General features: G+C 35.5%; 17 protein-coding genes. 7 read left to right on the top strand and 10 right to left on the bottom strand.

Features of this window, described 5'->3' with window-relative positions; all coding sequences use genetic code 11:
• The 3 genes from Q0X89_RS05035 to Q0X89_RS18025 all read left to right on the top strand — a co-directional run.
• On the top strand, window positions 1-618 hold a 618-nt coding region (locus tag Q0X89_RS05035), incomplete at its 5' end, for an amidohydrolase family protein (protein ID WP_297691761.1).
• Complete coding sequence (locus Q0X89_RS05030; RefSeq protein WP_367176990.1) at window positions 618-1,001, top strand: hemolysin III family protein; 384 nt, start codon at window positions 618-620, stop codon at window positions 999-1,001. The genes Q0X89_RS05035 and Q0X89_RS05030, both read left to right, overlap by 1 nt.
• Before the next feature lies 1 nt (window position 1,002).
• Window positions 1,003-1,191, top strand: coding sequence for a hemolysin III family protein (locus Q0X89_RS18025; RefSeq protein WP_367176992.1), 189 nt, complete (start codon window positions 1,003-1,005; stop codon window positions 1,189-1,191).
• Here Q0X89_RS18025 and Q0X89_RS05025 read toward each other — a convergent pair.
• Window positions 1,188-1,859 carry a ZIP family metal transporter gene (locus tag Q0X89_RS05025; protein ID WP_297691759.1) on the bottom strand — a complete coding sequence of 224 codons (672 nt, stop codon included), beginning with the start codon at window positions 1,857-1,859 and terminating at the stop codon, window positions 1,188-1,190. The genes Q0X89_RS18025 and Q0X89_RS05025 overlap by 4 nt on opposite strands.
• Before the next feature lie 82 nt (window positions 1,860-1,941).
• On the opposite strand from Q0X89_RS05025, the gene Q0X89_RS05020 reads away from it, so the two are divergent.
• On the top strand, window positions 1,942-3,108 hold the full coding sequence (locus Q0X89_RS05020) for a THUMP domain-containing protein (RefSeq protein ID WP_297691757.1): 1,167 nt from the start codon (window positions 1,942-1,944) through the stop codon (window positions 3,106-3,108).
• A 53-nt stretch (window positions 3,109-3,161) separates the two neighbouring features.
• Here Q0X89_RS05020 and Q0X89_RS05015 read toward each other — a convergent pair whose 3' ends face one another.
• The 3 genes from Q0X89_RS05015 to rlmD are packed head-to-tail and all read right to left on the bottom strand — an operon-like array spanning window position 3,162 to window position 5,888.
• Window positions 3,162-3,947, bottom strand: coding sequence for a DUF6048 family protein (locus Q0X89_RS05015; RefSeq protein ID WP_297691755.1), 786 nt, complete (start codon window positions 3,945-3,947; stop codon window positions 3,162-3,164).
• Entirely contained in the window at window positions 3,928-4,431 is a 504-nt protein-coding gene (locus tag Q0X89_RS05010; protein WP_297691753.1) for a DUF6452 family protein, read from the bottom strand. The genes Q0X89_RS05015 and Q0X89_RS05010 overlap by 20 nt, the downstream gene beginning before the upstream one ends.
• Before the next feature lie 41 nt (window positions 4,432-4,472).
• Complete coding sequence (rlmD, locus tag Q0X89_RS05005) at window positions 4,473-5,888, bottom strand: 23S rRNA (uracil(1939)-C(5))-methyltransferase RlmD (protein WP_297691751.1); 1,416 nt, start codon at window positions 5,886-5,888, stop codon at window positions 4,473-4,475.
• Between the two features lie 117 nt (window positions 5,889-6,005).
• Here rlmD and Q0X89_RS05000 point away from each other — a divergent pair, with 117 nt between their 5' ends.
• The 3 genes from Q0X89_RS05000 (at window position 6,006) to rocD (ending at window position 8,341) form a co-directional block, all read left to right on the top strand.
• Entirely contained in the window at window positions 6,006-6,554 is a 549-nt protein-coding gene (locus Q0X89_RS05000) for an RNA polymerase sigma factor (RefSeq protein ID WP_297691748.1), read from the top strand.
• Window positions 6,544-6,930, top strand: coding sequence for a DUF6768 family protein (locus tag Q0X89_RS04995; protein WP_367176987.1), 387 nt, complete (start codon window positions 6,544-6,546; stop codon window positions 6,928-6,930). Before Q0X89_RS05000 ends, Q0X89_RS04995 begins: the two co-directional genes overlap by 11 nt.
• A gap of 124 nt (window positions 6,931-7,054) precedes the next feature.
• Window positions 7,055-8,341 (top strand): ornithine--oxo-acid transaminase, encoded by a 1,287-nt coding sequence (gene rocD, locus Q0X89_RS04990; protein WP_297691746.1) that lies wholly within the window; start codon window positions 7,055-7,057, stop codon window positions 8,339-8,341.
• 79 nt (window positions 8,342-8,420) lie between these two features.
• On the opposite strand, the gene rplS is transcribed toward rocD, so the two are convergent.
• The 6 genes from rplS to Q0X89_RS04960 form a co-directional block, all read right to left on the bottom strand.
• Window positions 8,421-8,771 (bottom strand): 50S ribosomal protein L19, encoded by a 351-nt coding sequence (gene rplS, locus Q0X89_RS04985; RefSeq protein ID WP_297691744.1) that lies wholly within the window; start codon window positions 8,769-8,771, stop codon window positions 8,421-8,423.
• A 137-nt stretch (window positions 8,772-8,908) separates the two neighbouring features.
• Entirely contained in the window at window positions 8,909-9,586 is a 678-nt protein-coding gene (trmD, locus tag Q0X89_RS04980) for a tRNA (guanosine(37)-N1)-methyltransferase TrmD (protein WP_297691742.1), read from the bottom strand.
• 30 nt (window positions 9,587-9,616) lie between these two features.
• Window positions 9,617-10,060: a GNAT family N-acetyltransferase gene (locus tag Q0X89_RS04975; protein ID WP_297691740.1), complete on the bottom strand. Its 444-nt coding sequence runs from the start codon at window positions 10,058-10,060 to the stop codon at window positions 9,617-9,619.
• 40 nt (window positions 10,061-10,100) lie between these two features.
• Window positions 10,101-10,721 carry a tRNA (guanine-N1)-methyltransferase gene (locus tag Q0X89_RS04970; RefSeq protein WP_297691738.1) on the bottom strand — a complete coding sequence of 207 codons (621 nt, stop codon included), beginning with the start codon at window positions 10,719-10,721 and terminating at the stop codon, window positions 10,101-10,103.
• Window positions 10,722-10,860: 139 nt separating this feature from the next.
• Complete coding sequence (locus Q0X89_RS04965; protein ID WP_297691736.1) at window positions 10,861-12,309, bottom strand: glyceraldehyde-3-phosphate dehydrogenase; 1,449 nt, start codon at window positions 12,307-12,309, stop codon at window positions 10,861-10,863.
• 122 nt (window positions 12,310-12,431) lie between these two features.
• A complete protein-coding gene (locus tag Q0X89_RS04960) occupies window positions 12,432-12,689 on the bottom strand; it encodes a hypothetical protein (protein ID WP_297691734.1) in 258 nt (85 codons plus the stop codon).
• Window positions 12,690-12,825: the final 136 nt, after the last annotated feature.

The raw sequence follows: 12,825 nt of genomic DNA, 5'->3' as shown, positions 1-12,825 counted from the left end.
GTGAATGTGGATTGTTTTGAACATACCGGTTTGTCCTCCGCACCCCAATATCCGGATGATGTAATGCAAATGATTAAAGAAAGAACTGCTCAAATGAATATGGGACCCCTTTTTTGGTGCCCGACAGTTGAGGGGCTTTATAATTATGAGTACGTCAGGGATAACCCTGAAAAATTGGATAATGACTCCTGGCATCTTGGACTACCAGATAGTATTGTTGCTGATATTAAGCGAAGTATTGCCCATCCGGATAGACTACCGTATTTTCAGCTGACACCTTCAAGAAAACCTACATTAAAAACTAAAATTAACCAGTTACTGGATGCAGGTGTTGTCCTGCTAATAGGCACTGATAGTGGCATACCAACTAAATTTCATAGTCAATCTACCTGGAATGAGCTGGATGTTTGGGTAAATGAATTTGGAATAGACCCAATGTATGCGATAAGATCTGCAACTTACTGGCCAGCCTTATGGATGGGAGTCGCAGATGAAGTTGGGACTATAACACCGGGCAAATATGCAGACATCATTGCTGTAAATGGCGACGTTTTGAGATACATAAGTTTATTGCAGGATGTTGATATGGTTATAAAGCGCGGTAAACGCTATAAATAGTGGATTTAGATTATCATAAAGAAGAAAAGCTAAATGCCATTTCCCATGCGGTTGGGGTTTTCCTGGGTATAATTGGATTCTATTTGCTTTTAAAATTTGATACCCACAAAACGGAATACTCAACTATTTCCTTAGTTATTTATAGTATATCAATAGTTCTTCTGTTTTTGGCTTCAACTCTTTACCATTATGTATCTACCCAATCAGTGAAGATGAAGCTCAGAGTATTGGATCACATATGTATTTATTATTTGATAGCCGGAACCTATACGCCTGTAGCGCTAATAACTTTGGAGGAAGGAAATGGATGGTTAATCTTCTACACAGTTTGGGGAATAGCCCTTGGAGGTACAATACTAAAACTGTTTTTTACAGGTTTTTGATATTCAAAGCTTACTATCAAATACTTCTAAATTAGGCCTCTTTTTACTGCTCTTAGGAGGATTTTTTTATACTTCAGGTATATTTTTCTATGCATTTAAGCGTATGCCGCACAACCACCTCATTTGGCATTTCCTGGTATTAGGTGGCGCAATAAGTCATTGGTTTTATATTGTCCTGGCCGTGATCTAAAGAAAATATGCTATTACTGTCCCAAGTACAATCGCTGTTAACTTTCTAATGTTGAATGTATGCCCTTCAGAGCTTTCAAAAAGGATAACTGTAGAAATATGGAGAAATACACCTATGACCAAGGCCGTAATAGGAGCACTGTAGTTAGAAATAAAATCGAACCTTGAGGCGGCAAAACTTCCTAGTGGTGTCATTATAGAAAAGAATACCATAAACATTGTCCCATAAAAAATATTAATTTTTGACCCTACAAGAAAGATACTTAATATAATGGCTATAGGTATCTTGTGTACTAAAATGCCATAAATTATATCATTGTTCTGGTTAATAGGAATGCCTTCTAAGAATGAATGAACACAAAGACTGATAAAAACCAGCCATGGAAAATTTCTTTCTTCACTATTAAGATGAACATGACCATGCTCTGCACCTTTTGAAAAGAATTCCAGAAAAATTTGCAGGAGAATCCCCAGCATTATGAAGATACCAATGATTTTTGGATCAGTCTGTGCATAGACTGCAGGCAGAAGTTCAAAGAGTGTAAGAGCTAATAAAAATGATCCGCTGAATGCCAGTAATAAACGAAGGCCTTCTTTCCTTTTGGGTTTTGTTAGGATTACAAAACCAAAACTCAAAAGAACAGCAATGATTAGTAAAACATAAGTCATGCTAATTTAATATGGTATTAGGGATGCTAAAAATCAATGTGGATAAAATTAGTGTATTTTTGTGGCATTCTTTTACTGTACTATGGGTAATAATTTTAAAATGGTTGCCAAGACCATGTTTGGTTTTGAGGAAATTCTTGCAAAGGAATTGCGGAACCTCGGAGCTGTAAATGTTGTCGAAGGTGTAAGGATGGTATCTTTTGAGGGTGATACAGGTTTTATGTACAAAGCTAATTTATGCCTGCGCACCGCAATAAAAATATTAAAACCTATTCATTCATTTTATGTAAAAGATGAAATAGATCTTTATGAGAAGATATATTCAATGGATTGGTCCAGATACTTAAACCCCGAAACAACATTTGCAATAGATGCAACGGTTAATTCGGAAAATTTCACACATTCATTATATGTCTCTCAAAAAACAAAAGATGCCATTGCAGATAAATTTCGTAATACAGTTGGTAAGCGACCAAATGTAGATGTTAAGTTTCCCGATTTGCGAATAAACATCCATATTCAAATGAACCGGTGCAATGTATCCCTTGATACTTCTGGTCGTTCCTTGCATCAGCGTGGCTATAGAACAGCAACCAATATTGCTCCTATAAACGAGGTTTTAGCAGCAGGACTCCTTCTTTTAAGTGGATGGGACGGGCAGTCTCATTTTTTAGATCCAATGTGCGGGAGCGGGACATTTTTAATTGAAGCGGGAATGATAGCATGCAATATCCCCGCAAATATAAATCGTAAGGAGTTTGCATTTGAAAAATGGCACGATTTTGACAGTGATCTTTACGAGAAAATAGTAGAAAGCAGCCTGAATAAAACCAGGGAGTTTCACTTTAAAATAACTGGTTATGATAAGGCCCCTTCTGCAGTGCAAAAAGCTATAGATAATGTAGAGAATGCAAATCTATCGCAATACATTAATGTTGAAAGGAAAAACTTTTTTGAAACAGAAAAATTAGTTGAAAACCACCTACATATTGTATTTAATCCACCTTATGGAGAGCGATTAAATATTGAAATGGAAGAATTTTACGGGAATATTGGAGATACTCTAAAGCGAAATTATCCTGGAACAGATGCCTGGTTTATAACGTCTAACCTTGAAGCTTTAAAATTTGTGGGGCTGCGACCATCACGAAAAATCAAAGTATTTAATAGTCATTTGGAATCTCGACTTGTAAAATATATAATGTACAAGGGGAGTAAAAAAGCTAAATATAAAAATCAGCTAAAATAAGCATTCACTGCCATTTGGGATATTTAGCTACCAAACTGCTAGGAATCTCTAAACTATTCTTCCACAGGGCTTTCGTTCTTCTTTTTCTTTGCTTTTTTTCTATATAAGGGAATGAAGTAAGAAAGAGAATAATTATAACCCACTCCAAATTTACTGTTATCATTCACCTTATTGAAGCCAGGGATCCATAGATTTGGGAAAGTATCCGCTTCCGTATTCGTGAATAAATAAGCCAGCCTAACACTTGCTCCAAGGTATAAATTTGCAAAGAGTTCAACTTTTATTCCTAATACAAATTCTAACCAGGTAGCGTTTAATCCTGTGAATTCTTGAGGGGAATCTGCACCAGTAGCAAAATTATTAGGATTCCAATACCTATTGCTATCGTAGATCGTATAATTATTTAATGTCTGGCTAAAAGTACTGCCGGCATATCTTGCGCCAAAAATTATGGCATTAGTCATCCCATACCAATTCTCATAGGTGTTATAATCAATACCGAGTTTTATGTAACTTCCGGAGGTGGTGTAGTTATAAATCTCAACTCTATTAAGGTCATCAACATTTTCAAGAGCTTCAACACTCGTTTTTTCCTCATTACCAAACTCAGCTGCTATGTAAATCTTTTTGGTAATGCGATAGTCTGCTACAAATTCCAGTCCGGAATAATCGCTATCTAAGAGAGCCCTTATTGGTCTACTTAAATCAACACCAATGCGCAACCCATATCGGTCACCAAAACTTGTTGAATCTCTGGCACTTAAATCCAGAGAATCGGTTTGCGCACTACTTATTAAGAAGCTAAAAAGAAGGAAACAACTAATGAAATATCTTAACATGGGCGCTGTCTTGCTGTTTTATTAATGGGGAAACTATTTCTATGTTTTGGATCCAGTTTTCACTGTCAGAATTAAGCAATTCACTTAAGTCATCATAATTGGCAATATAACCGCAGGCCCGCGATATAAAAATTTCCTGTGTGCTATATTCGAAACTAAGTGTGTCAATGTTACCTGTTTCCAAGTCATCTTCATCAGCTGAATCAGAAATAAAAATAAAACCGGTATTGACTTCATTTATTCTTAATGGAAGTGCAACAGAATCCGAAGAAGTTCTGTCAGCAAAGGTATCGACCGTGGAGGATTGCCCTAAACCAACAATTCTTAAATTCGGGACAGCTTTTAATTCACTTGGATTATCATTATCATAAAATCTTATGATCATTAGTGGTGTATCACCATCCACACAGATATCGTCTTTTTCGCAGCCTGTAAAGGAAATAAAAACCAATATAACCACAAATAGAATCCTAATTTTTCCCATACTTATTTAGCAAAGTTTTTAAGCATATCTGACTTCATTTTTTAACGGATCCGTTTCTTCAAAAGTACAACATTTTCCACGTGATGTGTTTGTGGAAACATATCTACCGGTTGTATTATTTCTATTTGATATTCTTCTTTCATCAGTTCCAGATCACGTGCTTGCGTAGCACTATTACAACTAACATAAACAATTTTTTCTGGTGCAATTTCGAGAATTTGCCTCACCACATCTTTGTGCATTCCATCTCTGGGCGGGTCGGTTATTATAATGTCTGGTTTTCCATTAATGGCTACGAACTCATCGTTCAGAATGTTTTTCATATCACCTGAGTAAAAGTCCACATTGTCAATGTTATTCTCCTGAGCATTTGTTTCGGCCGCTGAAATGGCTTCCGGAATTGCTTCAATTCCTACTACTTTTTTAGCTTCGGCGGCAATGAATTGCGCTATAGTGCCTATTCCGGTATAAAGGTCATAGACCAATTCCGTTTTATTCAAACCTGCTAATTTTCTCACCACTTTATAAAGTTCATAGGCTTGTTTAGAATTGGTTTGGTAAAACGACTTAGAAGTTATCTTAAATTTAAGATTCTCCATTTGTTCATAGATAAAATCTTTGCCGTAATGACAATGTACTTCCTGATCATAAATGGTGTCGTTTCCTTTGCGGTTAATAACGTATAACAATGAATCAATTTGTGGAAATGTATTCTTCAGGTGATTTAAAAGTCCAATTCTTTTATCCTCGTTATCATCATAAAATTGGATTAATACCATGATTTCTTTGGTAGATGATGTTCTTATCATCAGCGTTCTCAAAAGCCCTTGTTGATTTCTGGGATTAAAAAAACTTAGTCCATTTGTCTGAGCATAATTTTTTATTTCCAGGCGAATTTCATTTGAAGGATCGGCTTGTAAATGACATTTTTTAATATCCAGGATCTTATCCCACATTCCAGGGATATGAAATCCAATGGCATTTTTGTCTGTTATTTCACTTTTGGAATTAATCTCCTCTTGGGTAAGCCACCTGCTGTCCGAAAATGAGAATTCCATTTTATTACGGTAAAAATACTTTTGATCAGACCCAATAATTGGTAATATGTCGGGTATTTCCAGATGGCCAATTCGCCTTAAATTGTTTTCAACTTCTTTTTGTTTGTAATACAACTGGTGTGGATAGTCCATATGTTGCCATTTACATCCTCCACAAATACCAAAATGTTCGCACACAGGTGTGGTACGCTTGTCAGATAAGGTGTGAAAAGTGGTGGCTATACCTTCAAAATAGGCCTTTCTTTTTTTTGTAGTTTGTACATCTACAACATCCCCGGGTACCGCGTTGGAGATGAAAATGATTCTGCCATCTGGCGCTTTACCAATAGTTTTTCCTTTGGCGCCCGCATCTGTGACCGCTATATTCTCAAAAACCTGGCGAATCCTTCTTTTTCTCATGTCGCAAAAATACCATTTACAGCGAATCTTTAATCTTATCTTTAATAGGAATTAAATAAAAGGGCGAAAATATTTGAACCTTTTCTAAATTAATCGGTCTCTATTGTAGTAATAGATATGGGAAACGCTAGAAAAATATTCGAAGGATTATTGGTTTTACAATATCGATCAGGAAATAAGAAGGCATTTTCCTTATTAGTGAATCGTTATAATTCAAAAATGTGCAGTCACGCCTATTGGCTCACTTATGATAAAGATATTGCCAAAGATATTGTTCAGGACAGCTGGAGGACAATTCTAAAGAAATTACCCTCCTTGAAAAACCCTAATAATTTTGGCAGTTGGGCTATGCGGATTGTCACCAGAAAATCCATTGACTATTTAAATAAGAATAATAGGGACAGAGAAAAATTAAGGGAATACTATAACCGGCCCATGAGCGATAGCGCTTTTGAAAACAAAGAAGCTGATCTGGTAAAAGTCTATACGGCTATTAAGAAATTGCCTCAGGATCAACAAGTTGTTCTTAGGTTATTTTATCTGGAAGAATATTCCCTTCGGGAGATAAGTGAGATATTAGAAAAATCGGAAGGAACCATAAAATCGAGATTATACCATGCTCGTGAAAAATTAAAAACAATTTTAAAAAACAGAAATGATGGATAAGAAGACAGAAAAGATTGATGAACTAATTAAAGAGACATTATCAAAGGAGGAAGCCGCTTTTTACGATGACCTGGAAGAACAGAATCTGATTGGGAAAATAGGAGAAGTCTACAAGGGAAAATTGGGATGGTTAGCAGCAATTATGAATGTAGTGCATTTGCTTATGTTTATGGCATTCATTTATTGTCTAGTCCAGTTTTTTAGTACAGACAACACCAATGAACTTATAAAATGGGCATCTGCAGGTTTTTTAAGTATGATAGCAATGAGCATGCTTAAGTTATTTGTTTGGATGCAAATGGATAAGAATGATATTCTACGTGAACTAAAACGATTAGAATTGCAAATTGCAACTCTTAGCAGGACCGAAAAATGAACAAAAGAAGGAATACAAGCTTATTTTCTAAATTGTGTCAAAATTTGTAATTTAGCTACTCTGCATAGGATGATTTCTCTCCCAAAGAAGGAATAGCTAAAGTTTTATCAAAATTGTAAGGAAAATGTCAGTTTTAGAGAAGATATCTTCCCAGGATGCTATAGCATTGGAAGAAAAATACGGAGCGCAAAATTATCATCCATTACCAGTTGTTTTAAGCAGGGGAGAAGGTGTTTATGTCTGGGATGTAGAGGGTAAAAAGTACTATGATTTTTTGTCCGCATATTCAGCTGTAAATCAGGGTCATTGTCATCCACATATAATTTCTGCCTTAAAAGAACAATCTGAAAAATTAACACTTACGTCCAGGGCTTTTTATAATGATATGCTTGGGAAATACGAAAAATACATTACAGAATACTTTGGATTTGATCGTGTACTACCAATGAATACGGGAGCAGAGGCCGTAGAAACGGCAATGAAACTTGCCCGGAAATGGGGATATGAGAAAAAAGGGATACATGTGAATCAGGCTAAAATAATTGTTTGTCAAAATAATTTTCACGGTCGTACGATTTCTATTATTTCTGCCTCCAACGATCCAATAGCAACAGAGAATTTTGGCCCGTTTACTCCGGGAATTTTCTCAATCAGATATAATGATATTAATGCACTGAGTGAGGCTTTGCAGGATAAGAATGTTGCTGCATTTATGGTTGAACCAATTCAGGGAGAAGCCGGTGTTTATGTTCCGGAGAACGACTACCTAAAGGAAGCACATAGTCTATGCAAGCAAAAGAATGTTTTATTCATTGCAGATGAAGTGCAGACCGGGGTCGCCAGAACCGGCAGATTATTGGCTTCTTGTGGTAATTGTTCCTGTACCGATAAATTATGCAGCGGAACCCCGGATGTAAAACCCGATATTTTGATTTTGGGCAAAGCTTTATCCGGAGGTGTTTTCCCGGTTTCGGCTGTCCTTGCCAATAATAATATTATGGATGTCATCAGACCCGGCAACCATGGTTCTACTTTCGGCGGAAACCCTTTGGCCTGTGCAGTGGCCATTGCCGCCCTTGAAGTCGTCAAAAACGAAGATTTAGCGGAAAAAGCTTATAATCTGGGGAAATTATTTCGGTCCGAAATGAGAAAATTAATAGAAAAAAGTAATCTTGTTAGACTGGTTAGAGGTAAAGGGCTTTTAAATGCAATTGTGATAAATGATGATGAAGACAGCTCTACTGCCTGGGATATATGTATAGCATTAAAGGAAAACGGCTTACTTGCAAAACCTACCCACGGGAATATTATTCGTTTTGCGCCCCCATTGGTTATGACCGAAGATCAACTTTTAGATTGCGTTTCTATTATTTTTAAAACTATTTTGGCTTTTGAAAAGAAAATGGTTTAAAAACACATTTATAAATTATTGTTAAATAAAAAAACCCTGATAATTGGTTATCAGGGTTTTTTTTACTCTGGGGTAATTCTTAAGATCGAATTTCTTTAATTCTAGCTTTCTTACCTGTAAGACCTCTGAAGTAAAAGATACGAGCTCTTCGTACTTTACCTTTCTTGTTAATTTCAATTTTCTGCAAAGCCGGCATATTTACGGGAAATATTCTTTCTACACCTATAGTACCAGACATTTTGCGAATTGTAAATGTTTCTGTCGCACCTGTTCCTCTTCTTTGTATAACTACACCTTTAAAAAACTGGGTACGTGTTTTTTCACCTTCCTTTATTTCGTAGTAAACAGTAATAGTGTCACCTGGAGCGAATTGTGGAAATTCTTTTTTTGGAACAAATTCGTTCTCAACAAATGATATTAAGGATTCCATTGATCTTTATTTTAAATAAATTAAAAACAACATTCACGTATTTCGTCAGAGGTTGATTTCAAATCGTTTGCAAAAATAGTCTTTAAATTAGTACTTACAAGATATTTTTCGCAATTTTTAAGTAAGATTATTAGTTTTTACTCTTCCAATAAATCAGGTCTGCGCTTTAAAGTCCTTTTCATGGCTTGTTCTTCCCGCCATTTTTCTATTTCGGGAAAGTTGCCACCTAATAAAATATCAGGAACTGCAAGGCCTTTATATTCCCTTGGTCTTGTGTATACAGGTGGTGCTAGTAAATTATCCTGAAAAGTATCAGTTAGGGCAGAAGTTTCATCATTTAGAACTCCTGGAAGTAAACGAATAACAGAATCACAGAGTACAGCAGCTCCGAGTTCACCTCCTGATAGAACGTAGTCGCCAATAGATATTTCTCTGGTAATCAAGCTGTCTCTGACTCTTTGATCTACTCCTTTGTAATGACCACAGAGAATAATAATGTTTTTTAATAAGGATAGACTATTTGAAGTCTTTTGATTTAAGGTCTCACCATCAGGCGTCATATAAATAATCTCGTCATATTTACGCTCTTTTTGAAGAGAACTGATGCATTTATCAATAGGTTCTATCATTAAGACCATCCCTGCTCCACCACCGAATTGATAATCATCTACTTGATTATAGCTTTTATCTGTATAGTCCCTTAAGTTATGCAGGTGTATTTCAACCAGTTTCTTATCTATTGCACGCTTCAATATAGAAGCCTCGAAGGGGCTTTTTAATAATTCCGGTAAAACAGTAATAATATCAATTCGCATAAACCTTAATCTTATTTCATTTGTCAGGACCTACTTAGCTTCCCAAAAATAGTGAATAGAAGTGTTGTTTTTATTCCAACCCAGTCGCTCATATAATTTTTGTGCAGGATTGTTTATTGCTGTTTCCAGAGCCAATCCCTTATATTCCAGCAATTTGCAATATTCTTGGGCATGGTTCAATAATACTTCACCTATACCTTTATTCCGAAATTCATGATACACATATAAATCATTTAAAATAAATATGGGTTTAAGGCTTACGGAGGAAAAAGAAGGATATAATTGGGTAAAACCCGCTGGTGAACCTTTATAAATGGCTAAAAAGATAACAGAATCCTTATTTTTCATTCTGCTTTCTAAAAATCTTTCAGCCGCCTGTTCATCAGATATCTGGCCATAGAAAACTCTGTATTTATCTAAAAGTGGAATTAAAATGGGAATATGTTCTTCTTTTGCCTGGACTATATGGATCATGATGTATAAAACTAAAAAAAGCTCCTTTAAGGAGCTTTTTTTAGTTAGATTTTTTGTATTTATTTATTTCGTCCTGGAGTTGCCTGCTTATCTTTTGTTCTCTTTCCAAGGCCTTGCGCCTGTGATCCTCGTATTCTGTTTCCAGTTCAGCTAAATTAGATTTCGCCTGCTGGGTTAATATATTACTTCTTCTAAACTTAAAGACAAACATTAGGAATAACAAGAGTAAACCAATTATTACCGTCCACAAAATGAAATTATAGGTTCCTTTGGAAACCTGAGCGCCTAACAAAGACATACTATCCTTCTCCTCGGTAACGGCAGTAAGGTTATCCGTTGTCTCTTTTAGCTTGCTATTAAGTGAACTGATAGAGGCTTCTTGTCCACTTATAGTATTTTTTAGATCAGTGGCTTTTTTATTCGCAGCATTTAGGGAATCCAGGACATTCTTCTTAAGCTTATCAAGGTTTATAATGCGCACTACCTCATATCTTTTTCCTTCAGCAGTATAGTTACCCGATTTTTTGTATAAATATTGAAATTGACTTTCTATGGTACCACCATCTAATGACAATTCTTCCTGCTGGGTGTCTTGTTGTGCAAAATGTAGGTTGCATGTCAGGAAGGCGAGTAATATATAAATTTTGCTAAAACCTTTCATTTAAAATATTCTAAGTATTAATATATGATTCAAGGAAGGAACTAAAGTACTCTATTAATATTAATTAATAAAAAAAATTCGCCCAATCATACCTTTTATATAAGAAGACTGGAGATTCATATCCATAACTGAAGATTACCTAGTAATAAGTAAACCTTCTGACCTTAGCAATATATTTTGCCAATCTGATTACCTGATGTGCGTATCCAAACTCATTATCATACCAAACATATAATACAATATTCTTACCATTGGCCGATACAATGGTAGCGTTACTGTCATAAATAGATGGTGCTGCGATGCCTACAATATCTGTTGACACCAATTCATTGCTTAGTGAATATTTAATTTGTTCTACTAAATCACCTTCCAAAGCATACTTTTTTATTATAGTATTTAAGGCTTCCCGAGATGTTTTACTATTAAGTTCTAAATTGAGTATGGCCAGAGAACCATTGGGAACAGGGACTCTAATTGCATTTGAAGTAAGTTTACCTTTCAGTGATGGCAGGGCTTTTGTTACCGCATTTCCAGCACCGGTTTCTGTTATTACCATGTTTAATGCAGCCGCTCTTCCTCTTCTGTATTTTCCGTGTAAATTATCAACTAAATTTTGATCGTTCGTATAAGCGTGAATGGTTTCCAAATGACCTTTTTTTATACCCAATGAATCTTCAACAACTTTTAATATTGGCGTGATTGCATTAGTTGTGCAGGAAGCAGCCGAATAAATGTCATTTGCATCCGGATCAAAATCATATTGATTAACACCATGCACAATATTTGGAATGTCTTTACTTGGGGCAGTCAGAATAACTTTGCCAACCCCTGATGCTTTCAAATGCCTTTTCAATGCCTTTTTATCCCTGAAGGCACCCGAATTATCAATAATCAACGCATCATTAATTCCAAATTTTGTGTAATCTATTTCTTCAGGTTTATCCGAATTAATAATATGCACCGTAGTACCATTTATAATTAATGCCTTATTAGCTATGTCAAAATCTACCGTTCCGGTGAATTGACCATGAACCGAATCTGTTTTCAACAAAGTGGCTCTTTTCTCCAGAATTTCCTCAGTTAATTCTCCTCTGGTTACTATAGCTCTGAGCCTTAGCTGATTACCTTTACCTGTTTTAGCCATCAGCTCGCGTGCTATTAGCCTTCCTATTCTGCCAAAGCCATACAACACCACGTCCCTTGGCCTAATTTCTCTAGAATTTTTAGCATCTCTTAATTTGTAAAGAATAAATGTCTTAGCATCGTGATATTCATTGTTATCAGAGTGATACTCATAGGTTAGCTTTCCAATATCTATTTTTGACGGCGGTAATTTTATGTCATTAATAGCGTGTAATAATTCAACAGAATCAAATATGGAAATTGGTTTCTGAACAAATTCACCTGCGTATTCATGAAGGTTTATAATATCACTTACATTTTTATCAATCACCTGGTTTTTAAAAAGGACCACTTCAATGGCTTTATCGTACCATAGGTCACTAATTATTTTAATGAATTCCGTGGTGGCTTTTCTTCTGTCGGCTTGAAAAGCCAGTTCTTTTTCATAAGATTTGATAGGGCTCATCTATGTCAAGTTATTTTAATTTAGGGCAAAATTATTGAATTCCATTGGCACCGCATAAGGAAAAGATAAATAAAAAAAGCGCTCCAAAACGGAACGCTTTAAAAGTCTAAAAAGTAACGAATTTATTGAAAAACTATACGTTCTTTCTCCCCATTTTTATCTATTAGGGTTATTACTGTTTTGTCATATCTTGAGATTGCGCTAAATAAGTTTTTTGCTTCATAAATATCATCTACTTTTTCATTATCAATTTCTAAAATAACTTTCCCATTTAATCCATATCCTCTATAGGTTTCAGGTACTCCGGTAATCTTAACCCCAGTTTTTACATTGTAGATTTCCTTATCCTTCTCTGATAAGTTTTTAACTCTAAGTCCCATAACCGGAACAATAATATAATCTTTTTTCTTTAGTTCAACAAATCGTACATGGACACGGTGTAACCGGGATGCGTGACCATGTGGTTTGGGGATTGTATATAGCCAACTTTATTTTTTTTATTGGGATTAGCTATGC

It is taken from the genome of uncultured Eudoraea sp. (genome assembly GCF_947258525.1).
In the GTDB taxonomy this organism is placed as follows: domain Bacteria; phylum Bacteroidota; class Bacteroidia; order Flavobacteriales; family Flavobacteriaceae; genus Eudoraea.
This window is presented reverse-complemented; position numbering and strand designations above follow the sequence as displayed.

What these genes read in the sequence shown, in the direction of transcription:
- Q0X89_RS05025 (WP_297691759.1), bottom strand. Translation starts at nt 1,859, where the DNA reads ATGACTTATGTTTTACTAATCATTGCTGTTCTTTTGAGTTTTGGTTTT.
- Q0X89_RS05020 (WP_297691757.1), top strand. Translation starts at nt 1,942, where the DNA reads ATGGGTAATAATTTTAAAATGGTTGCCAAGACCATGTTTGGTTTTGAG.
- Q0X89_RS05015 (WP_297691755.1), bottom strand. Translation starts at nt 3,947, where the DNA reads ATGTTAAGATATTTCATTAGTTGTTTCCTTCTTTTTAGCTTCTTAATA.
- Q0X89_RS05010 (WP_297691753.1), bottom strand. Translation starts at nt 4,431, where the DNA reads ATGGGAAAAATTAGGATTCTATTTGTGGTTATATTGGTTTTTATTTCC.
- rlmD (WP_297691751.1), bottom strand. Translation starts at nt 5,888, where the DNA reads ATGAGAAAAAGAAGGATTCGCCAGGTTTTTGAGAATATAGCGGTCACA.
- Q0X89_RS05000 (WP_297691748.1), top strand. Translation starts at nt 6,006, where the DNA reads ATGGGAAACGCTAGAAAAATATTCGAAGGATTATTGGTTTTACAATAT.
- Q0X89_RS04995 (WP_367176987.1), top strand. Translation starts at nt 6,544, where the DNA reads ATGATGGATAAGAAGACAGAAAAGATTGATGAACTAATTAAAGAGACA.
- rocD (WP_297691746.1), top strand. Translation starts at nt 7,055, where the DNA reads ATGTCAGTTTTAGAGAAGATATCTTCCCAGGATGCTATAGCATTGGAA.
- rplS (WP_297691744.1), bottom strand. Translation starts at nt 8,771, where the DNA reads ATGGAATCCTTAATATCATTTGTTGAGAACGAATTTGTTCCAAAAAAA.
- trmD (WP_297691742.1), bottom strand. Translation starts at nt 9,586, where the DNA reads ATGCGAATTGATATTATTACTGTTTTACCGGAATTATTAAAAAGCCCC.
- Q0X89_RS04975 (WP_297691740.1), bottom strand. Translation starts at nt 10,060, where the DNA reads ATGATCCATATAGTCCAGGCAAAAGAAGAACATATTCCCATTTTAATT.
- Q0X89_RS04970 (WP_297691738.1), bottom strand. Translation starts at nt 10,721, where the DNA reads ATGAAAGGTTTTAGCAAAATTTATATATTACTCGCCTTCCTGACATGC.
- Q0X89_RS04965 (WP_297691736.1), bottom strand. Translation starts at nt 12,309, where the DNA reads ATGAGCCCTATCAAATCTTATGAAAAAGAACTGGCTTTTCAAGCCGAC.
- Q0X89_RS04960 (WP_297691734.1), bottom strand. Translation starts at nt 12,689, where the DNA reads ATGGGACTTAGAGTTAAAAACTTATCAGAGAAGGATAAGGAAATCTAC.